Below are 23236 nucleotides of genomic sequence, written 5' to 3' on the forward strand. Positions count from 1 at the left end.
GTTTGGAAGGTTCAAACATGGGGCTCGAGAGACAGCGCGCCAAACGCAAGCGTGTCGCTCGAATGAAGAAGATGATTGTCACTACAATCATCGCATTTATGTTAATCACTTTATGCGTTTTGACTTTTTTATGTATCGAGGTAATCTCGTTACAAAAGCAAGTTGATGTATTATCTGCAAAGGTTAATGGGGTGACCGATGTATATACAGAAGCTGCTATGTCTGATGAGGAGATAGAGGATAGTATATATGTGGTAGATAATTCAGAGAACTTTGCTGAGACAGGGGATATTCCACTTGTCTATCTTACGTTTGATGATGGACCTAGTGAGAATACGGAGCAGATCCTTGATATCCTTGATGATTACAATGTCAAGGCTACTTTCTTTGTTAATGGCAAGGAGGATGAAGCTTCAGCAAATACATATCGACGTATAGTTGATGAGGGGCATACTATAGGCATGCACGGTTATATCCATGATTATAGTACCCTATATCAGTCTACGGAGAGTTTCTCTTCTGACTATGATAGGATTCATCAGCTTATATTAGACACTACAGGTGTAGATACACATTTTTATCGTTTTCCTGGTGGTTCTAGCAACACATTCCACACTACATCTATGTGCGATTTAATTGGAGTATTAAATGATAAGGGGGCCGTATATTACGATTGGAATGTACAGGCCGGAGATGCCACTATATCAGCTTTCACAGAGGATGACCTTATTGATAATGTGATGAATAATGTGGTACAATACAAGACGTCTGTGGTATTGCTTCACGAGAAGGATGTTACAGTGGAGAGCTTACCTAGACTTATAGAATCATTACAGCAAGCGGGAGTGATGATTTTACCAATTACTGATGATACATACGTTATACATCACGTTAACGTAAAATAAATGTTATGGAGGAATTGTAATGGGATTTTTTAAGGATTTCAAGGAGGATTTTAACGACGCGGTTAACGAGCTTGTTCCAGGCGAGGGCGCTGCATCTGAGGAAGTCATGGTTAATACCCTTGATGGTGATATTGACGTAGAGTCAGAGCTTAACAAGTTAGATGGTCTTCTTGAGCAGGTATCTAAGAAAGTTGATCAGCCAGCTGATGCACCAGCGGCTCCAGTTGAGGAGGTAAAGGAGGAGAAGAAGTCATTCTTTTCAGATTCTAAAAAAGAAAAAGTGGAGGCACCAAAGACTATGGATGTTATTGGAAATGTAGGGGAAACAAGAAGCAATGCTTCTGATGAGAACGCTATTATCACTGGTGGTATGAAGGTTACAGGTAATGTTGAATCTATCGGTTCTATCGAGGTTCAGGGCGAGATTAATGGCGACGTTACATGTAATGGCAAGCTTACTGTTACAGGTAAGGTAAATGGTAATTCTTCATCTGCTGAGTTCTTTGCAGATGCTGCAAAGATTGAGGGTGAGGTAGTTACAACAGGAACAGCTAAGGTTGGCGTTGGTTCTGTAATCATTGGTAACATTACAGCTACTTCAGCAGTTATCGCTGGCGCTGTTAAGGGCGATATCGATGTTAACGGTCCAGTTGTTGTTGATACTTCAGCTGTTGTTATGGGTAATATTAAGTCTCGTTCAGTACAGATTAACAACGGTGCTGTTATCGAAGGCTTCTGCTCACAGAGCTACTCAGATGTAGATGTAAATAGTGTATTTGCAGTCTAGTCTGAAATATATATTTTTCGAGGTATTTCATGAAGAGAGTATTACTTAAGCTTAGCGGAGAGGCACTTTCGGGGGATAAGGGCTTTGGATTTGATGAGGAGACATGTTTAATGGTTGCTCGTCAGGTTAAGAAGCTTGTTGATGACGGAGTTCAGGTTGGCGTTGTTATTGGCGGCGGCAATTTCTGGAGAGGTCGTTCATCAGAGAATATCGACAGAACAAAGGCAGATCAGATTGGTATGCTTGCAACTGTTATGAATTGCATTTATGTTTCTGAGATATTTAGAACAGTCGGTATGATGACTTCTGTTCTTACTCCATTTGAGTGCGGCAACTGCTCAAAGCTTTATTCTAAGGATAGAGCCAACAAGTACTTTGCAAGAGGCATGGTTGTTTTCTTTGCAGGTGGTACAGGACATCCTTATTTCTCAACAGATACTGCTACAGTACTTCGTGCAGTAGAAATCGAGGCTGATGTTATTTTACTTGCTAAGTCTATTGATGGTGTATACGATAGTGACCCAGCTAAGAATCCAAGCGCTAAGCGCTATGATGAGATTAGCATCCAGGAGGTTCTCGATAAAAAGCTTCAGGTAGTAGATCTTACAGCATCTATTATTGCATTGGAGCAGAAGATGCCTATGTATGTTTTCTCATTAAATGAAGAGGATTCAATTGTTAAGGCTATCACAGGAAAATTCAATGGTACAATTGTTACCGTATAAGGAGGACTAATGGATAATATACTTTCAGTTTTCGAAGAGAAAATGACTAAGAGTTATAACAATCTCGAAAGTGAGTTTACAACAATCAGAGCAGGAAGAGCTAATCCACATATCTTAGATAAGATAACTGTTGATTATTATGGAGCACCTACTCCACTTCAGCAGGTAGCTAATATTTCTGTTCCAGAGCCACGTTTGATTCAGATTCAGCCATGGGAGGCTTCTTTGGTTAAGGAAATCGAGAAGGCTATCAATATGTCTGATATCGGAATAAATCCTACAAACGATGGCAAGCTTATTCGTCTTGTTTTCCCAGAGCTCACAGAGGAGCGTCGTAAGGAAATTGCTAAGGAAGTTAAGAAGCACGGCGAAGATGCTAAGGTTGCAATCAGAAATATTCGTAGAGACGCTATTGATACATTAAAGAAGCATTCTAAGGATGAGGGCGTTTCTGAGGATGAGATTAAGGACCTTGAAGATAAGTGCCAAAAGATGACTGATAAGTTCATCGCAGAGGTCGATAAAGCTGTAGAAGCAAAGACAAAAGAAATCATGACTGTTTAACAGATAATAAATGACACTAATTTAAGGGGCACGAAAGTGCCCTTTTTTATACTTGTGAATTTGGAGGCAATATGAACGTACCAGAGCATATAGCTATTATACTTGACGGAAATGGCAGATGGGCTAAGGCAAAGGGAATGCCACGTACCTATGGTCATACTGTAGGTGCTAAAAACGTGGAGACAATTTGTAGAGCCGCTCATGATATGGGTGTTAAATACGTCACTATGTACGCTTTTTCCACTGAAAATTGGTCACGACCAGCTGATGAGGTGAAGGCCCTTATGAAGCTGTTAGGAGAATATATTAAGACTTGTATGAAGACTGCAAAGAAGGATAACCTTAGAGTTAGATTTATAGGTGACCTTTCTAAGCTTGATGATAAACTTAGGGCGAATATCAAGGAGCTTACAGAGTATTCGTCACAGTTTACAGGTCTTACACTTACTATCGCTATCAATTACGGTAGTAGAGATGAGATGACTAGAGCTATTAGAAATTTGGCTTCTGATGTTAAGGCAGGAGAGATTCAGCCTGAGGATATTGATGAGGAGCTGTTCTCTAGTTATTTGGATACTAAAGATATTCCAGATCCTGATTTCATGATTCGTACTTCAGGAGAACAGAGATTATCTAATTATTTGTTGTGGCAACTTGCTTATGCGGAGTTTTATTTTACACCAGTGGCGTGGCCTGATTTTACTCCTGATGAGCTTAAAAAAGCAATTGAGGAATACGATAAAAGAAATCGACGTTTTGGAGGTATTTAAAATCAATGTTTGTTACAAGACTTATTAGCGGTATTGTGCTTGTTGCACTTGCTTTACTGTTTATTATTACAGGTGGAGATTTACTCTTAGGAGTAATGCTTGTTCTTTCTCTTATTGGAATGTTTGAGCTATACAGAATTTTCGATGTAGAGAAGAAGCTTCCTGGTATATTAGGATATTTAGCAGCTGTAGCATATTATCTTGACCTTAGATTTAACTTTACTGGTGATAATATGGTAATCATGTTAGCTTTCTTGATTCTGCTTCTTGCGGTATTTGTTTTTAGCTATCCTAAATTTCACAGCCATCAGATTATGGCAGTGTTCTTTGGATTATTTTATGTAGGCGTTATGCTTTCATTTTTGTATCAGACAAGAATGCTTCCAAAGGGCCAGTTTATTGTATGGCTGATTTTCCTTTGTTCATGGGGCTGTGATACATGTGCATATTGTGTTGGTGTTTTATTTGGAAAGCATAAGATGTCACCTATTTTATCGCCTAAGAAATCGGTTGAGGGTGCTGTTGGTGGCGTGGTTGGAGCCTGCTTGCTTACAGCTATATACTGCGCTGTTGTTTCAAATGTATTCAAGGTAGATGATTTTGCAATTCTTCCGCTTGTTTGCATTTCTGCTGTAGGAGCCCTTATTTCAATGGTGGGAGATTTGGCTGCATCTGCAATTAAGCGTAATTTCGAAATCAAGGATTACGGCAAGCTTATTCCTGGCCATGGTGGTGTCCTTGATAGATTTGATAGTATTATTATTACTGCACCAATTATTTACTTCTTGGCTAATTATTTTTACGTATAATTATTTTGAGCCTCGGTCTTATCTGGGCCTAGGCCTTATTTAGAATTTAATTTTTAGGAGTTTTAAAATGGCACAAAAGATTGCTATTTTAGGGTCAACTGGTTCCATAGGAACACAGACTCTTGATATTGTTTCACAGAATCCTGATGACTTGCAGGTTGTTGCTATGTCATGTGGTTCTAATATTGATTTATTTGAAAAGCAGATTAGAAAGTATAGACCAAGCCTTGTTTCTGTTGGAAATGAGAAATTGGCTAATGATTTAAAGACTAGACTTTCTGATATAGATATTGATATTCGCTATGGAATGGATGGTCTTATTGCAGTTGCCACTGCGGAAGATGCAGACACTGTAGTTACAGCTGTAGTAGGTATGATTGGTGTTCAGCCTACAATCGCTGCTATCAATGCAAAAAAGACAATTGCACTTGCTAATAAAGAGACTCTTGTTACAGCAGGGCACATTATTATGCCTCTTGCCAAGGAAAAGGGTGTGTCTATCTTACCTGTAGATAGTGAGCACAGCGCGATTTTCCAGTCACTTAACGGTGAGAGACATAATCAGATTTCTAAGATATTACTTACTGCATCAGGAGGGCCATTTAGAGGCAAGACTCTTGATGATTTGGAGAATGTTACACTTGAGGATGCATTAAAGCATCCTAATTGGTCTATGGGGGCTAAAATTACTATCGATTCTGCAACCATGATTAATAAAGGTCTTGAGGTTATGGAGGCCAAGTGGCTCTTTGGAGTGAATCTTAATCAGGTAGAGGTAGTTGTTCATCCTCAGAGTATTTTACATTCTGCTGTTGAGTTTATGGACGGTGCAGTTATTGGCCAGATGGGTACTCCAGATATGAGATTGCCTATCTTATATGCATTGTTTTATCCAAATCGTAAGACTTTGTATTCGGAGCCTCTTGATTTATTCAAAGTAGGTACCCTTACATTCGAGAAGCCGGATATGGAGACATTCTACGGACTTTCTCTCGCTTATGATGCAATGGATGCAGGTGGCAATGTTCCTACAGTTTTCAATGCAGCTAATGAAAAGGCAGTTGCTAAATTTTTAAATAATAAAATAAAGTTTTTGGAAATTCCTGAGATTGTTTCTGAGGCTATGATAAATGTGGACTTTATTCCAAATCCTACTATCGAGCAAGTATTAGAGACAGAGCAGATGACATATGACTTTATTGAGGGTAGGTGGTAGTTATGAAAATAGTTATTGCTATTTTGATTTTTAGCTTTATTATTATCTTTCACGAGCTAGGACATTTTCTTTTTGCTAAGAAATTTGATGTAAAGGTTAACGAGTTTACACTTGGTCTTGGACCAACACTTTTATCATGGGGTAAGGGTGAGACTAAATACTGTTTAAAGGCACTTCCATTTGGCGGTTCTTGTGTAATGGAAGGAGAGGATCAGGAGAGTGATAGTGATAGAGCTTTCAGTAAAAAGCCTCTTTGGCAGAGATTTTTAATTGTATTTGGTGGACCATTATTTAATTTTATATTGGCTTATATTCTTGCAGTTATTTTAATTGCTATAGCAGGAGTTAATAAGCCTATTGTTACTTCTGTTTCAGAGGGGCTTCCTGCTGAGGCTGCTGGTATTGAGGCAGGAGATGAGATTGTTTCTCTTAATGGATATAATATTCATTTTTATGAGGAAATCTCTATCTACAATTTCCTTCATTCATCTGGTGATGATATTACAGTTGGCTATAAGCGTGATGGCAAGACTTATTCAACTACACTTACACCTTTTTACAATGAGGAAGAGGGTAGATATTTACTCGGTGTAAATAGATTATCGGGACGTGATAAGCTTACTAATCCTATATCCATACTGGCTTACGGTGGATATGAAATAAAGTATCAGATATACATGACTGTTCAGAGTCTTAGAATGCTTGTCACTAATGAGATATCTGTAAAAGAAGTATCAGGTCCTATTGGAGTTGGTAAAGCTATTTCTGATGTCTATGATTCATCAGCTGCTGATGGTATTAAATATATTGTTTTAAATTTGATGTCGATATCAATTTTGCTATCAGCAAACCTTGGAGTAATGAACCTTATTCCATTCCCTGCATTAGATGGTGGTAGATTGTTCATTTACATTATAGAGGCTATTCGTCGTAAGAAAATGAAGCCAGAGATTGAAAATGGAATCAATCTTGTGGGCTTTGCACTTTTAATGCTTTTGATGATTGTTGTTATGTACAACGATATTGCCAAAATCTTTTAGAGGTAAATCATGAATACAAAAGAAGTTAAAATTGGAAATAGAGTAATTGGAGGAGGCAATCCTATCCTCATCCAGTCAATGTGTAATACAAAGACTCAGGATGTAGAGGCAACTGTTGCTCAGATTTTAGAGCTTGAGAAGGCAGGATGCGATATTATACGTGTTGCTGTCCCTGATATGGATGCTGCAAAGGCGCTTTCTGAAATTAAAAAGCAGATTCATATTCCACTTGTAGCAGATATACATTTTGATTACAGACTTGCAATTGCAGCTATCGAAAATGGAGCTGACAAGATTCGTATTAATCCAGGTAATATCGGAAGCATCGATAGAATCAAGGCTGTTGTAGAGGCTGCTAAGGCTAAGAATATCCCTATTAGAGTCGGTGTTAATTCTGGCTCTCTAGAAAAGAACTTAGTAGAAAAATATGGTGGGGTTACTGCAGAGGGGCTTGTAGAGTCTGCACTTGATAAAGTTAAAATTATCGAGGATTTAGGATATGACAACTTAGTTATCAGTATTAAATCATCAGATGTTATGATGTGCGTGAAGGCCCATGAGCTTATTGCTGATAAGACAGAACATCCTCTTCATGTTGGTATTACTGAGGCTGGCACCGTTACAGCAGGCAATATCAAAAGTGCCTGTGGTCTTGCCATGATTTTGTCTCAGGGAATAGGAGATACTATTCGAGTATCACTTACAGGTGCTCCTATTGAGGAGATTAAATCTGCCAAGCTTATTTTACGTACTCTTGGACTTCGTAAAGGCGGTATTGAGGTTGTTTCATGCCCAACATGTGGACGTACTCAGATTGACCTTATTGGTCTTGCTAACAAGGTTGAAAACATGGTTGAAGAATTTTCCGACCTTAATATCAAGGTTGCTGTTATGGGGTGTGTTGTTAACGGCCCAGGTGAGGCGAAAGAGGCAGACCTTGGAGTCGCTGGTGGTATTGGTGAGGGACTTCTCATTAAGCATGGTGAGATAGTTAAGAAACTTCCAGAAGACCAGCTACTAAATGCTCTCAGAGAAGAGCTTCTTGCATGGCCACGGATGTAAAGTGGTATCTGAGAAGAATACTATTTTTGATGTAAAAATTATTATTAATCTAAAAATTTTAAGTGAGGCAGTAGTCTACAAGCTCTTAGGTTTCCAATCCGAAACGTGTAGTTGAGGATGGAAACTCTAAGGCTTGTAGGCGTAACTGCCGGACTTCAACTTGGAGAATGATTTATGGACCAAATGGGATTCTTTGAAGTTTTCCCTAATATGAATACGGAGAGTGACTTAAGTACAGCTCTTAGTGATGCCACAATCACTAAGGTAAGTACAGGGCGCTCTAAAGACGATATTCGTATATACGTTACTTTCAATACATTGATTCCAAAGCGCCGAATCTGGCATTTGGAAAAGTCTATTAAAAAACAGTTTTTCCCTAACAACGGAGTTACAATTCGTATATTCGAAGATTTTGACTTGTCTAGTCAGTATACTCCATCCAATCTTTTAAGTTCATACAACGATAGCATTTTAGAGGAGCTTGAGGAGAAGAGTGCTCTTCTTTTTAACATATATAAAAAGGCCGATTTGGATTTCCCAGAGAATGGTCATTTGACAGTTACCATAGAGGATACATTAATAGGCAAGGAAAAGGAGCAGGAGCTTCACGATATGCTTTCTGCTATTTTAAATAGTCGTTGCCATCTAAATATGCCTATTGATTTTGAATACAAGGCACCTAAAAAGAGCAAATATCTTCAAAATGCTCAGATGGAGATAGAAAACAAAATTGCTGCTATCAATGCTCGTACTGCAGGTGCAGGACAACAATCTGCTCCAGAAGAAAAAGAAGAGGCTAAACCTAAACCTGAGGGCAAGAAATCTAAGGATGAGCCTAAATCAGAAGAGCCTGAGAAGAAATTTGTTAGACCACTTACTAAATCCGATGACCCAGATATTATTATGGGTAATGAGATTGTTGAAAATGCAACTCCTATGGAGGAGATTACTGGAGAGTTACTTGGACCAATTGTTATTCGTGGTCAGCTTACAGCTCTTGAATTTAGAGAGACTAAAAAGGGAGGCTACTTTGGTTCTGGTTCCATGACTGATTTTACAGATTCAATTTCTGTAAAGTTCTGGTTTGCTGACTTGGATCAGGGTAAGGAGTTTGAATCGCTATTTAAGGTAGGCGGATTCTACAAGGTTTCAGGTAAGCTGGATGATGACCAGTTTTCTAAGGAGCTTACTGTTGGTCGTATTAATGCAGTTCAAAAGATAAAGGATTTCAGAGTCGTTAGAACTGATACGGCTGTTGAAAAGAGAGTTGAGCTTCATTGCCATACAAAGATGTCAGAGTTTGATGGTGTATCTGAGATTACATCTATTATTTCACGAGCTAAGGATTGGGGACATAAGGCACTTGCTATTACTGACCATGGTGTTGTTCAGGCATTCTGTGATGCGGATCATATGAAGGGCCTTGGTGATTTCAAGGTTATTTATGGTTGTGAGATTTATCTTGTGGATGATACCAAGCTCATTGTTACCAATGACAAGGGACAGAGCCTTCAGGATGAGTATGTTGTATTCGATATTGAGACAACTGGATTTAACCCTCGAAGCTGCAAGATTATCGAGATTGGCGCCGTAAAGATTGTTAATGGCGAGATAGTTGATAGATTTTCTGAGTTTGTTAATCCTCAGGTTCCAATTCCATATCGTATTACAGAGCTTACATCAATAAAGGATGAGATGGTCGAAAATGCTCCTACTATTGAGGAGATTCTTCCAAAGTTTATGGAATTCTGTAAGGGTACTGTACTTGTTGCTCACAATGCCGGATTTGATACAGGATTCATTAAATATAACTGCAAAAAGCTTGGATTAGATTATGATTACACCCATGTAGATACAGTTGAGGTGGCGAGATATTTGCATCCTCATATGGCCAGATTTAATCTAGATGCTGTCTGCAAGGCTGAGAATCTTGTTAATGAGCATCATCATAGAGCTGTCGACGATGCAGAGGTTACTGCGAAAATTTGGAAGAAGTTCATAGAGAAGCTTGAAAACGAAAAAATTTATACTCTTACAGAGCTTAACGACCACAGCAAGCCAGGTCCAGAGCAGATTAAAAAGATGCGTGCTCATCATTGTATTGTTCTTGCTAAAAATGATTTAGGACGTATTAATCTTTATAGATTGGTTTCAGAGTCTCATCTTAATTATTTCTCTAGATATCCTAGAGTGCCTAAGTCTCTCCTTACAGAGTGCAGAGAGGGACTTATTATAGGTTCTGCCTGTGAGGCAGGTGAGCTGTATGGTGCTATCATAGATGGTCGAGATGATTCTGAGATTGCTCGTATTGCAAATTACTATGATTATCTTGAAATTCAACCTGTAGGTAACAACGAATTTATGATTCGCTCAGACAAATATGAGGACATTAATTCTGTTAAGGACTTACAGGAGATTAATAAGCAGATTGTAGCCCTAGGTGAAGAGTTTAATAAGCCTGTAGTAGCTACTTGTGATGTGCATTTCCTTGATCCAGAGGACGAAGTATATCGTCGTATCATTATGGCTAATAAGGGCTTTGATGATGCTGATCAGCAGGCTCCACTTTATCTACATTCTACCGATGAGATGCTTGAGGAGTTTGCTTACCTTGGACTGGCAAAGTCTCATGAGGTAGTTATTGAAAATACAAATAAGATTGCGGATATGTGCGAGTACATTCATCCAGTACGACCTGATAAGTGTCCTCCGGTAATCGAACACTCAGAAGAGGATTTGCGCCGTATTTGTGAGACTAGAGCTCATGAGGTATATGGCCCAGAGCTTCCTGAGATAGTTTCTGCCAGACTTGAAAGAGAGCTTAACTCTATCATTGGTAATGGATATTCCGTTATGTATATTATCGCTCAGAAGCTTGTTTGGAAGTCCAACGAGGATGGATATCTAGTAGGTTCCCGTGGTTCCGTTGGATCATCATTTGCAGCCACAATGGCCGGTATTACAGAGGTTAATCCACTTCCTCCACACTATAGATGTCCTAATTGTTTCTATGTGGATTTTGACGGACCAGAAGTTAAGGAGATAGTCAATCAGGGTCTATCAGGAGTGGATATGCCTGATAAGATTTGTCCTAACTGTGGCAAGCCACTTGCCAAGGATGGATTTGATATTCCATTTGAGACATTCCTTGGTTTCAAGGGAGATAAGGAGCCTGATATCGATTTGAACTTCTCAAATGAATATCAGTCAAAGGCTCATAAATATACTGAGGTTATTTTCGGTGAGGGCCAGACATTTAAGGCCGGTACAGTATCTACTCTTGCAGATAAAAACGCCGTTGGATATGTTTTGAAATACTTTGAGAAGCGCGATATGCGAAAGCGTCGTGCTGAAAATGAGCGTATTGCAAAGGGCATTGAAGGTGTTAAATCTACTACTGGTCAGCATCCTGGTGGTGTAGTTGTTCTTCCGAACGGCGAGGATATTTACTCATTTACACCGGTGCAGCACCCTGCAAATAAGGATACAGATATTGTTACCACACACTTTGATTACCATAAAATCGATGCCAACCTTCTGAAACTTGATATCTTAGGTCACTTGGATCCTACAATGATTAAGCGACTTGAAGATTTGACAGGAATAGATGCCACTACAATTCCTTTTGATGATAAGGGGGTTATGTCATTGTTCCAGAGCACTGAGGCTCTTGGTATTACTCCTGATGACATTATGGGCACACCACTTGGAACACTTGGTATACCAGAGTTTGGTACTGATTTTGCCATGCAGATGCTTGTTGAGGCCAAGCCAAAGTATTTTACTGACTTGGTTCGAATAGCAGGTCTTGCCCATGGTACTGATGTATGGCTTGGAAATGCTCAGGATCTTATTCTAAGTGGTGTAGCCACTATCACAGAGGCTATCTGTACTCGAGATGATATTATGGTTTATTTGATTCACAAGGGACTTGATCCAGCTGAATCATTTACAATTATGGAGCGAGTGCGAAAGGGTATTGTAGCAAAGGGCAAATGTGATGAATGGCCTACTTATAAGCAGCACATGCAAGAGCATGGTGTACCTGATTGGTATATTGGTTCCTGCGAGAAGATTAAATACATGTTCCCTAAGGCTCACGCTGCAGCATATGTTATGATGGCTTGGCGAGTAGCATATTGTAAGATTAATTATCCTTTGGCATACTATGCAGCTTTCTTCTCGATTAGAGCAGGTGGTTTCGATTATGAGAAATGTTGTATGGGTAAGGCCAGATGTGAGGCAGAGATTAAAAACTTAAAATCTCAGTCGGATTTATCTGCAACAGACAAGGATGTGCTTATAGCACTTCGTCTTGTTCAGGAAATGTATGCCCGCGGATTTGAATTTTTACCTATGGACCTATACCAATCTGACTCAAGATACTTTAAAATAGTAGATGGAAAGATACTTCCTCCGTTCAACTCACTTCCAGGTATGGGTGACAAGGCTGCAGAGCAGTTACAGATTGCTGCATCTCAAGGCAAGTTCCTGTCGTTGGACGATATCAAGGACAGAGGAAAGGTTTCACAGACAATACTTGATACAATGGTTGAGCTAGGCATTATCACTGATTTGCCTCAGTCTAACCAGCTTTCAATTTTTGACTTTACTTAATCTTTTCAAGGGGAGGGCTGTACAATGAAGGTACTACGAAGGGTTATTGTAATTTTAGTTGTTTTAGGTATTGCAGGTGGTTTAGCATATTACAAATACATTAACACCGTTACTCGGTTTAATGAGCCAGGGACCAATGGTAACACCGTTGGTAATCTCTATGGCAATGGTCTGTTCTGCGAATATGATGGAGTGGTATATTTTGCTAATCCTAACGACGGAAGTAGACTTTATAAGATGAATCCAGACGAGAGTGATATTGATATTGTAAATGGCGATTCAGTTTATTTTTTAAATTCTGATGAGCACTATGTTTATTACAGTAGAAATAAAAGTAACTCTAGTTATGGTGGCTTTGACGTCAATGCAAACAGCTTGTGCCGCATGGCAAAGCGTAATGGCAAGATAATTCTTCTTGATGTTGATGACTGCAATGCATGTTCATTAGCTGGCAACAGAATTGTTTACTATCATTATGATGCTGAGGAAGCTACTACACTTTACATAGTTGGTATTGATGGTAAGGACAAGCAGCAGCTTTCTGATTCGTCAATTGATCCTAGATGTATGGTGGGAGAAAAGCTTTATTACGCAGGTGTTAAAAATGATCATAATCTCCATGCAATGAATCTTGATACCAAGGATTCTTCATTTGTTTCTGATAAGAATCTTTGGATGCCTATGATAATTGGCGATACACTTTATTACATGAATCTGGATGACAAGGAAAGAGTATATAGTGCACCGTTATCTGGTGGTGATGGTACTATGGTTACTCAGTATGGTACATCAGGTTATAATATTTCAGGCAATTACCTATACTATCAATCTATCAAGGGCAATCCAGACGGATTGTATCGTGTAGATTTGACATCAGGTGCTGAAGTATTATTGGCAGAGGGACAGTTTAATAATATTAATATTACCAGCGAATATGTTTATTTCGCAGACTTTTTTTCAGGAACTACATTCCATGTTAAAAATGGAGGAACACAGGTAGGAATATTTGATCCACCGATAATTGAACTTAAAGAATAGGAGCAACATGAGAGACTTAGCGGACATTAGAGAGGAAATCGATTCAGTAGACAAGGGCATTTTGGAATTATTTTTAAAGCGTATGGAACTTGCTTGTCAGGTGGCTGAATACAAGATTTCTACAGGCAAAAAGGTTTACGACAAAAAGCGTGAGGAGGAAAAGCTGGATAAATTATCATCATTTGTATCAGATGATTTTTATGTTCAGGCAGTTCGCGAGTTATATACTCAGATAATGTCTATCAGCCGTAAAAAGCAGTTTGCCATTTTACGTGACAATGGATTTAGCTTTGATTCTGGATTTAAGAGAGTTGATGATTTTGATTTTTCTGATTCTATAGTATGCTTCCAAGGTGTTGAGGGAGCCTATTCTCAGATTGCGATGGATGAGTTCTTCAAAGGTAAGATGAAATCCAGCTTTCATGTAGATGCCTGGCGAGATGCAATGGAGGCCATCGTTAATGGTGAGGCTGACTATGCAGTTCTTCCAATTGAGAACAGTCTTGCAGGCTCTATAGAAGAGAATTTTGATTTACTTTCTGAATACAATGTTGCAATTGTAGGTGAGCAGATTTTAAAAGTTGAGCATGCTCTTCTTGGTCTTAAGGGTGCCAAAATAGAAGATATCAAAACTGTATATTCTCACGCAAAAGCTATTGCCCAGTGTGATGAGTACATTCGCACTCAGCATATGGATTGGGATGTTAAAAACCTCCATAACACTGCTGCTAGTGCTAGGAAGATTCGAGATGATCAGGATATTACACAGGCAGCTATCGGCAGCATTTTAAATTGCAAACTTTATGACCTTGAGGTTTTAGAGGAGAGCATTCAAGACAATAAAGAAAACGAAACTAGATTTATTATTGTTTCAAAGGATAAAAAGTACAAGGCTACAGCATCTCATATTAGTCTTTGCTTTGAGATTCCTCATGAGCCAGGTAGCCTTTATAGAGTATTATCAAATCTCATGTTCAATGGAATCAATATGAATAGAATTGAGTCTAGACCAATTAAGGGGGTTAATTGGCAATATAGATTCTTTATAGATATCGATGGCAATCTCAATGATGAGGCCGTTTTAAATGTCCTTACAGGACTTCAAGAGGAGTGTGTTAGCCTTAGGGTTTTGGGAAATTATTAATAATTATTGTGGGGGTTTAAATGAAATTATTTGCTAGCATTTATATTGGGACTTACGAGACCACTCTAAAGGTTTTTGAGGTGGTTAAGCAAAAGGGTGCAAAGACAATAGACGTTCAAAAGATTCAGTCAGATATTATCAAGGATATCCTTAGCAAGGGGATGATTCTGCCTGAGACAGTTGACAAACTATGTCGTATTTTAAATGATATGAAGCGCACTATAGAGGGATATAAGGTAGACGCTTTCTCTGTAGTTGCAGGTCCTAATATTCGCCAGGCGTCTAATGATTTAGTGGTTCTGGAGCAGATTAAAATGCGCACAGGATTTAGCCCTATAGTTCTGTCCAACTCTGAGCAGAGATTTTTAGGATATCAGGCTGTGGCATCCACAGAAAATTTTGATGAATTAATCAGCGACTCCGCCGTACTTGTAGATGTAGGTGGAGTTTCTTTGCAAATTACTCTTTTCTCAAAGGGGAAGATTATCACTACCCAGCATCTTTCTTTGGGTACAGTTTCTATCAACGAAAATTTAAGAAAGCTTGGTTCAACTTCAGGCAATTCATTGGAGCAGACTTATGAGATGATGTATAAAGAGCTGGATGTTTTTAAGACTATGTTTCTTAGAGATATTGAGCCTAAGTACATGATTCTTTTTGGCGTTCAGGTAAATAGTATTACAGAGCGTATATCTAGTTTTTCATCTAAGAGTATAAAAACAGAAGAGTATCTTGATTGTTTAAATAAAATTAATAGACAGTACATTAAGAGATTTGATGATAGCAATGATATCTATCTTGATAATGAAAATGTAATTGAGCCTGTAGTAATGCTTTATAAGGCATTGGCTGAGACTCTCAATCCGGCGATGGTATTTGCCCCAGGTGTATCTGTAGCTGAGGGCATGATGTACAACCATAGCTATCAAAAGAAATGGCTAGTTTCAAAGCATGATTTTGACAATGATATCATCACTGCAGCATGGTCAATTGCCAAGCGATATGGCAGTTATCAGCCTCATCTCAAGGCACTTTATCGACTTTCTGGTGAGATATTTGATGCCATGAAAAAATACCATGGACTTACAAAGCGCCATAGGGTATTGATGGAATGTATCGCAATCTTACATGATTGCGGCAAGTACATTAGCCTTGCGGAGGCATCTAGTTGTTCATACACCATAATTATGGCATCAGAGATATTGGGACTGACTCATAAGGAACGAGAGCTTATTGCAAGTACTGTAGAGTTCAATCGCAAGCCAGTGGAGCCTTATGACAATATGTCAGATAGATTTACTCAGGATGAGTATTTAACTATTTTAAAGCTTCTTGCAATCCTAAAGGTTGCAAATGCCCTTGATAGATCACATAAGCAGAAAATAAAAAATGTTTCTATGAGGGTAAAGGATAATGAGCTTGTAATTAACATCGAGGCCAATAGTTCTCTTGCTCTTGAAAAGGGGCTTTTTACTAAAAATGCTAGTTATTTCCAGGAAATATTTGGTATCAAACCAGTGCTTAGAGAAAAGCAGTAAATAGGTGGGGATTATGAAGACAAAGGTTAATATATCAGACTTTAAAAATTTTGATAATAGAGAATTAAGCTGGTTAAAATTTGAGCAGCGTGTTTTAAACGAGGCCACCAACAAGGAGCTTCCAATTTTGGAACGCCTAAAATTTGTCTCTATTACATCTTCTAATTTAGATGAGTTTTTTATGGTAAGGGTTGCCTCTTTGAAGGATATGGAGCATGCAGGCTACACTAAGCCAGATATAGCAGGCATGACACCTACGGAGCAGCTTGTTTTAATTAATGAGAAAACAAGAGAGCTAGTTGATTTTCAGTATAGTACCTTCAGTCGCAGTCTTATGCCTATATTAAAGGAAAAAGGCATTCTTATATATGATAAGTATGAGGATTTAAATGCTGAACAGCTTAAGTATGTTGATTCATTTTTTATGAGTCAGGTGTATCCGGTACTTACGCCTATGGCATTTGATGCATCAAGACCATTTCCTCTTATTAGGAATAAGTCATTAAATATTGCTGCCTTAATTGAAAAGAAAAAGGATGCACTTGTGGCTGGCTCTAACAATGATGATGTTGAGTTCGCAACAGTTCAGGTGCCTTCTGTACTTCCAAGATTTATATCCCTTCCTTCTGACGAGGGCAAGCATGATTGCTTTATTCTTTTAGAGCAGATTATTGAACGCAACATGGATAAGCTGTTTTTAAACTACAATGTTGTGGCAGCATCTCCTTATCGTATTATGCGTAATGCTGACTTTTCTATTGATGAGGAGGGGGCAGAGGATTTACTTCGCGAGATTGAAAAGCAGATTAAATCTCGCCAATGGGGCGAGGTTATTCGCCTTGAGGTGGAGTCCTCAATTAACAAAAAGCTTCTTGCTATTTTGAAAAAGAACCTAGGGGTAAATGAAATTGATATCTACAAAATAAAGGGACCTATTGACTTGACATTCCTTATGAAGCTATACGGAATAGAAGGTCATAGTGAACTTAGGTCCCCTAGTTTTAAGCCTCAGGACAATCCTAGACTTAAGCCAGGAGAGAAGATATTTGATGAAATAAAAAAAGGAGATATTCTTTTACATCATCCTTATGAGACCTTTGATCCAGTTGTGGATTTTATAGCTCAAGCAGCTTTTGATCCACAGGTATTGGCAATAAAGCAGACACTTTATCGTGTCAGTGGTAATTCACCTATTATTGCAAGCCTTGCCCACGCTGCTGAAAATGGAAAGCAGGTTACTGTATTAGTTGAACTTAAGGCCAGATTTGATGAGGAAAATAATATTATCTGGGCTAAGAAGCTTGAAAAGGCTGGATGCCATGTTATCTACGGATTGGTTGGTCTAAAGACACATTGTAAGATAGCTCTTGTTGTTCGTAGAGAAGAGGATGGTATTAAGCGATATGTACACCTTGGCACTGGTAACTACAACGATTCAACTGCCAAGCTTTATACAGACTGTGGAATGCTCACTTGCCAGGATTCCTATGGAGAGGATGCAACTGCTGTATTCAATATGCTTTCTGGCTATTCTGAGCCTGCTGCTTGGAACAAGCTTGTAGTGGCACCACTTTGGCTTAGAGATACATTTGTAGCGTTGATTAACAGAGAGATTGCGCATGCTAAGGATGGCAAAGAGGCTGCTATTATTGCCAAAATGAATTCCCTATGCGACAAAGAGATAATAGAAAAGCTTTATGAGGCAAGTAATGCAGGAGTTCAAATCCAACTTATAGTTAGAGGCATTTGCTGTCTTAAGACTGGTATTCCTGGTGTAAGTGAAAATATTAAGGTTACATCTATTGTGGGAACATACCTAGAGCATGCCCGTATCTTTTATTTCTATAACAATGGTGCAGAAAATATTTATATGGGTTCTGCAGATTGGATGCCTCGAAATCTTGATAGAAGAGTTGAGATTATTTTCCCTGTTGAGGATCAGGTTTTAAAGGCAAAGGTAAAACATATTTTAGATGTACAACTGGCTGATACACTTAAGGCTTACGAGATGACAGATGAGGCAAATTATGTTAAAGTAAAACCTCAAAGAGGTAAGAAGCCTGTGGGTGCACAGGATACATTCTGTAAAGAGGCTAAAAAGAGTAATGAGCAAGAGATAAACTTCTACCAAAGTAGGACGTTTATCCCTCGACTTGCCAATGAGGTTTTTGATGAATAATACAAAATTACTTGCTGTGGACATGGATGGAACACTTTTTGATGATGACAAAAACATCTCAAAAGAAAATCTTAATGCTATTACAAAGATGCTAGATCAAGGCAATGTATTTGCATTTAATACTGGTAGACCTAATAATGCACTGAAGAGAATTCTATCTATATACGATGAGTTCAAGCGCGATAATGTATATATGCTTGGATATCAGGGGGTAGTAGGCACTGAGATGAATAGCGATAAGGTGCTGTTTGAAGATTGTATCGATAATGATACAGCACTAGAGCTTGTTGTTGAGATTCTAAAGGCTGACCTTACATGCCTGGTATTTGACAATGGATGCATATATACTTTCAATGAGAATTACTTTATAGAGAGCTATAAGCAGGTTTCTAGAGAATCATTGTTTTACATTACAGATATCAATACCCTAAAGGGGAAAAATATCACTAAAATCATGGCTATTGAATATGATAAGCCAGAGCGTCTAGAGCAGTTTAGAGTTGCTCATGCCAGTCAATTTGATGACAGATACGATAATTTCTTTTCTCATTATGCTTTTCTTGAATATGTTAAGAAGGGCACTGGCAAGGGCAATGGTGTTAGAGAGCTGGCAAAGCAGCTTAACATTTCTCTTTCTAATGTCATCGCCTGTGGTGATGAGGAAAATGATATTAGCATGGTTGAGATAGCAGGCGTAGGTGTTGCTATGGCCAATGCTAGAAAAGAACTTAAGGATGCTGCTGATTATGTCACAGTAAATGACAACAATCACAGCGGAATAGCAGAGGTTATCAATAAATTTATATTGAACTAATTTTGTAAAAAATGTTGACGGTGACGGATTTATATGTTAAATTATCACTGTTGTGAAAACAAAGTAGAGTATCCACTCTCACCTTAGCACGTATGAGTACAGTGACTTGGGTCTTATATTTCACACAAACCTTGTTTGTGATGATTTATGGTGGATATTCTGTATCCACTATTTTTTTTATATTTTTTGGAGGTAGTACCATTAGCGATTTAATGATTAATGAGCAGATTCGCGACAAAGAAGTTCGTGTTATTGGCTCAGATGGGGAACAGCTTGGCATCATGTCAGCGCGCGAGGCGCAGAAACTTGCAGACGACGAGGGATTAGATCTCGTCAAGATTTCACCAAAGGCTAATCCACCTGTGTGCAAAATTGTTGATTACGGTAAGTTCCGTTATGAGCAGGCTCGCAAGGAAAAGGAAGCTAAGAAAAAGCAGCACGTTGTTGAAGTTAAAGAGATTCGTATGTCTCCAAACATCGATGCTAATGATATGAACACAAAGGTTAACGCAGCTAAGAAGTTCATCTCTAAGGGCGACAAAGTTAAGGTAACACTTCGTTTCCGTGGCCGTGAGATGGCTCATATGCAGTCCTCTAAGCACATTCTTGATGATTTTGCTGAGGCACTTGCTGAGGTTGCAGTAGTGGAAAAGGCACCTAAGATTGAAGGACGTAGTATGTCATTGGTGCTTACAGAAAAGAAATCTTAAATTCAGGAGGAAATTATCATGCCAAAGATGAAGACAAGAAGAGCAGCTGCAAAGCGCTTTAAGGTAACAGGAACAGGAAAGCTTAAGAGAAATAAGGCATACAAGAGCCATATCTTAACCAAGAAGACTACAAAGAGAAAGAGAAATCTTCGTCAGTCTGCAATCGTTGATTCAACAAATGTAAAGAACATGAAGAAAGTACTTCCATATCTTTAAGATTGGTTGTTAATTATTAGTTTGGTTAGGAGGAATTTAAAATGGCAAGAGTTAAAGGCGGATTAAACGCTAAGAAAAGACACAATAGAACATTAAAGTTAGCAAAGGGTTACAGAGGCGCTAGAAGCAAGCAGTATCGTGTTGCAAAGCAGTCAGTTATGCGTGCCCTTACATCATCATACGCTGGTAGAAAGCAGAAGAAGAGACAGTTCAGACAGCTCTGGATCGCTCGTATCAATGCTGCAGCTCGTATAAATGGACTTTCATACTCTAAGTTCATGTATGGTCTTAAGCTCGCTGGTGTTGAGATGAACAGAAAGATGCTCGCTGAGCTCGCTGTTAACGATGCTGAAGGTTTTGCAAAGCTTGTTGATGTTGCAAAGTCTAAGGTAGCAGCTTAATTAATTTAAGAATTTGAAGGAGTCTTGGTTATCCAAGACTCTTTTTTTTGTTTTCTTTAACCTTGAGTAAACACATGCTCTGCTAATGAAGTGAAATATTATTGCAATACTATTGAAAATAAACTGAAAATTAATGTTAATATTTTGAAATTTAAATGTGAAGAAAGTGTGAACACGAAGATTTGTCAGAAAGTAAATGATATAATCCTTTGCGTTGCTTAATACACGGCTACTAAAATTGGGGCATTTACTTATGAGACTTGAATTAATGGTTTTTACTAAGAATATTGAAAATTTAGTAGGGAGAGTGTCTTCATTTGACACCTCTTGTACATATGATAGTGCGGTCTGAAGCTTTTTGTTTAAGAAGCTATTAACCGCGCTATCTTTTTATATAAGCTTATATGTCCTGCAAATAAAAATACGCTTTATGCTCCATTTTAGTAAATCGTTAAAGGTATTAGCTAAGTAATATTTATAGCTGGAGATATCCAGTTGCAGTAGGAAAAAATATATGAATTAAAAAAGTAAAGGTTGAGAGAGAGGTAACGTATATGGGAGAATACATTATTTCTGTTATTACACCATTTCATAATGTGGATTATGAAATGTTTAACAGCTGCATTGATAGCATGCTGAAGCAGACATTAGGCTTTGAAAATATTGAATGGATAATTGCATTACACAATTGTGATCAGGACCACATTGATTATGCAAAGAAGAAATTAAGCAACTTTAAAAATGTAATTTTAAAGGAGGTTAATAACGAAAGCAGAACACCATCTAGTCCCAGAAATGTTGGACTTGATCTTGCGACTTCCGAGTACGTGGCATTTCTAGATGGAGATGATAAGTTTAGAGAAGATGCTTTGGAGAAGATTATTTATTATTTCAAAAAAAGCAATTCTCAGATACTTGTATTCCGAAGAGAGTTTGAACTTGAACATCCAGATATGCTGGCACTATCTGAGACTGTTACTTGGGATACAACTAGAGAAATGATTATCGTGGATATGAATGATTCTGTTGATAATCGTAATTATAATAGTTTTCCATTTTTTGTAACTAATAGAGCGTTTAAACGAGACTTTTTGAATGAAAATCATATTAGGTTTGATGAAGATATTGATAATGCAGAAGATTGCTATTTTAATCTGCAGACAATTCATCTGGCAGATAAGATGTGCTTCTTACCTCAATTGATTGGATATACCTATTTTATTAATTCGAAATCAATTTTAAGTAGTGATAAATCTGATGAAGATATCCTACACATGCTTCGCAATTCCACAAGAATAATTGATGATGCATTAGATTACGGACTATATGTTAACAATATAATCTTGGCACTTGGTTTTGTTATGAGTCGATATTTGTCGGTACCTTCTGTAAAAAAGGAGACAAGAACAATTGTTAAGGAAACCTTTGAACCATACCTTAAAATGACAACACCTATTCCAGCTGGAAGATTTATGGAGCCATTTAGAACAATGATGAATATTCTTCCATTTGAAATTTTGCTTAATACAAAGCGATTTGAAAACCAAAGCACAATTCAGAATGATTATGACGTGCTAGCTGGAATTTTAAAGGAAAATGAGAATACTCATTTTGGTAGTCGTTATCATTTTGAAGATATTTTGTCTATCAGAGGCTTTCAATCGCAAGTTCCTATTGAAAGTCTCGAGTCATACCAGCCGATGGTAGATGCGGAAAAGAGTATTGGAGACATTAATATTTACGCAAGTAAAAAGCCAAGTTGGTATACGAAGTTAATAAATGGAATGTATATGCCTGTTTCTGAAAAACAAGCAATAAGCTATGCGGATGCATTTCAAAATGTACTAAAAGGAAACAATATTCTGGTATTTTCTGAGACTGACACACCTATTGTCCGCTTCAATAATGGAGTGCTTGGCAGTACCATTTCGGGCATTACCCTAGATGGTTATTATCGAAAATATAGATATACCCTATCAGAGCTTACAAGAAAATTTGTTATTCCTCGAGAAATATATTACCAGATGGATGATAAGGCAGATACTAGTCCAGAATTTGACTTGGCTAGAAGATACCTTTTCACCTTAATGAGCGTTGCTAACAAACATGTAGATCAGATCATTGTGTTTGGTGCTACGGATTTTAGAAAATTCGAAGATAGCATATATGAATTCATGCCAGATTTAATAGAGGATATTGAAGCTGGAAAATTACATAAGGATTATGGCTTTAATGATGCGGTAAAACAATATTTGGCATTACACCTAAAGCGTAATCAAAAGAGGGCAAATGAATTAAGAGAAATATATAGCCAAAAGGAAAGAATTAGCCTTAGGGATATCTGGAAAAAATTATCGGATATTACACTTATAGATGTACAGCCTACATCGAATTCAATTGATGAATATTCAGGAATTAAGATTGATAAATCCATGGTTATTTGCGAAGAAGGCATGATTGGTTCCAGGGCTGAAGAGAATGGCGAATATGTTTTGAATCGCGATAATAAATTTTATGAATTTATCAATTATCAGGGGGATGAGTCACATATCATTTTGCCTGATGACTTAGAACCAGGCCAGGTTGTACGTCCAGTAGTTACAAGCGATGCTGGATTATATAGAGTACCTCTTCGTTTTAAAATTAAAATAAGCGGTGTAGAAGAGGGAAATATTATTTTTAAAGATTGTGTATAAAAAGA

At 38.0% G+C, this 23236-nt stretch carries 19 protein-coding genes; all 19 read left to right on the forward strand.

Features of this window, described 5'->3' with window-relative positions; all coding sequences use genetic code 11:
• The first annotated feature begins 2 nt into the window (after nt 1-2).
• The 19 genes from BLP50_RS03090 to BLP50_RS03180 all read left to right on the forward strand — a co-directional run bounded on the left by BLP50_RS03090 (nt 3) and on the right by BLP50_RS03180 (nt 23231).
• Nucleotides 3-905: a polysaccharide deacetylase family protein gene (locus BLP50_RS03090; RefSeq protein WP_242869207.1), complete on the forward strand. Its 903-nt coding sequence runs from the start codon at nt 3-5 to the stop codon at nt 903-905.
• Nucleotides 906-924: 19 nt separating this feature from the next.
• A complete protein-coding gene (locus BLP50_RS03095; RefSeq protein WP_090150816.1) occupies nt 925-1692 on the forward strand; it encodes a polymer-forming cytoskeletal protein in 768 nt (255 codons plus the stop codon).
• 29 nt (nt 1693-1721) lie between these two features.
• A complete protein-coding gene (pyrH, locus tag BLP50_RS03100; RefSeq protein ID WP_090150821.1) occupies nt 1722-2417 on the forward strand; it encodes a UMP kinase in 696 nt (231 codons plus the stop codon).
• 9 nt (nt 2418-2426) lie between these two features.
• Complete coding sequence (gene frr, locus BLP50_RS03105; protein WP_090150825.1) at nt 2427-2981, forward strand: ribosome recycling factor; 555 nt, start codon at nt 2427-2429, stop codon at nt 2979-2981.
• A gap of 71 nt (nt 2982-3052) precedes the next feature.
• Nucleotides 3053-3751: an isoprenyl transferase gene (locus tag BLP50_RS03110; protein WP_090150829.1), complete on the forward strand. Its 699-nt coding sequence runs from the start codon at nt 3053-3055 to the stop codon at nt 3749-3751.
• A 5-nt stretch (nt 3752-3756) separates the two neighbouring features.
• Nucleotides 3757-4560: a phosphatidate cytidylyltransferase gene (locus tag BLP50_RS03115; RefSeq protein WP_090150832.1), complete on the forward strand. Its 804-nt coding sequence runs from the start codon at nt 3757-3759 to the stop codon at nt 4558-4560.
• A 67-nt stretch (nt 4561-4627) separates the two neighbouring features.
• Nucleotides 4628-5776 carry a 1-deoxy-D-xylulose-5-phosphate reductoisomerase gene (locus BLP50_RS03120; RefSeq protein WP_090150835.1) on the forward strand — a complete coding sequence of 383 codons (1149 nt, stop codon included), beginning with the start codon at nt 4628-4630 and terminating at the stop codon, nt 5774-5776.
• 2 nt (nt 5777-5778) lie between these two features.
• A complete protein-coding gene (locus BLP50_RS03125) occupies nt 5779-6816 on the forward strand; it encodes a M50 family metallopeptidase (RefSeq protein WP_090150838.1) in 1038 nt (345 codons plus the stop codon).
• 9 nt (nt 6817-6825) lie between these two features.
• The gene (gene ispG, locus BLP50_RS03130; RefSeq protein ID WP_090150841.1) at nt 6826-7878 is read left to right on the forward strand and encodes a flavodoxin-dependent (E)-4-hydroxy-3-methylbut-2-enyl-diphosphate synthase; all 1053 of its coding nucleotides are present in this window, start codon (nt 6826-6828) and stop codon (nt 7876-7878) included.
• A 174-nt stretch (nt 7879-8052) separates the two neighbouring features.
• On the forward strand, nt 8053-12495 hold the full coding sequence (locus BLP50_RS03135) for a PolC-type DNA polymerase III (protein ID WP_090150844.1): 4443 nt from the start codon (nt 8053-8055) through the stop codon (nt 12493-12495).
• A 24-nt stretch (nt 12496-12519) separates the two neighbouring features.
• Nucleotides 12520-13533 carry a DUF5050 domain-containing protein gene (locus tag BLP50_RS03140; protein WP_090150847.1) on the forward strand — a complete coding sequence of 338 codons (1014 nt, stop codon included), beginning with the start codon at nt 12520-12522 and terminating at the stop codon, nt 13531-13533.
• 7 nt (nt 13534-13540) lie between these two features.
• The gene (pheA, locus tag BLP50_RS03145; RefSeq protein ID WP_090150850.1) at nt 13541-14677 is read left to right on the forward strand and encodes a prephenate dehydratase; all 1137 of its coding nucleotides are present in this window, start codon (nt 13541-13543) and stop codon (nt 14675-14677) included.
• 20 nt (nt 14678-14697) lie between these two features.
• Complete coding sequence (locus BLP50_RS03150; RefSeq protein ID WP_090150854.1) at nt 14698-16215, forward strand: Ppx/GppA phosphatase family protein; 1518 nt, start codon at nt 14698-14700, stop codon at nt 16213-16215.
• A 13-nt stretch (nt 16216-16228) separates the two neighbouring features.
• The gene (locus BLP50_RS03155; RefSeq protein WP_090150857.1) at nt 16229-18394 is read left to right on the forward strand and encodes an RNA degradosome polyphosphate kinase; all 2166 of its coding nucleotides are present in this window, start codon (nt 16229-16231) and stop codon (nt 18392-18394) included.
• Nucleotides 18387-19208, forward strand: a complete 822-nt coding sequence (locus BLP50_RS03160) for a Cof-type HAD-IIB family hydrolase (protein WP_176753661.1) — start codon at nt 18387-18389, stop codon at nt 19206-19208. Before BLP50_RS03155 ends, BLP50_RS03160 begins: the two co-directional genes overlap by 8 nt.
• Nucleotides 19209-19420: 212 nt before the next feature.
• A complete protein-coding gene (gene infC / locus BLP50_RS03165; RefSeq protein ID WP_028236329.1) occupies nt 19421-19918 on the forward strand; it encodes a translation initiation factor IF-3 in 498 nt (165 codons plus the stop codon).
• An 18-nt stretch (nt 19919-19936) separates the two neighbouring features.
• Nucleotides 19937-20134, forward strand: coding sequence for a 50S ribosomal protein L35 (gene rpmI / locus BLP50_RS03170; protein WP_028236330.1), 198 nt, complete (start codon nt 19937-19939; stop codon nt 20132-20134).
• Between the two features lie 41 nt (nt 20135-20175).
• Entirely contained in the window at nt 20176-20535 is a 360-nt protein-coding gene (rplT, locus tag BLP50_RS03175) for a 50S ribosomal protein L20 (protein WP_090150863.1), read from the forward strand.
• A gap of 554 nt (nt 20536-21089) precedes the next feature.
• Nucleotides 21090-23231: a GH3 family acyl-acid amido synthetase gene (locus BLP50_RS03180; protein WP_090150866.1), complete on the forward strand. Its 2142-nt coding sequence runs from the start codon at nt 21090-21092 to the stop codon at nt 23229-23231.
• Nucleotides 23232-23236: the final 5 nt, after the last annotated feature.

It is taken from the genome of Pseudobutyrivibrio sp. AR14 (assembly GCF_900101325.1).
Taxonomy (GTDB): domain Bacteria; phylum Bacillota; class Clostridia; order Lachnospirales; family Lachnospiraceae; genus Pseudobutyrivibrio.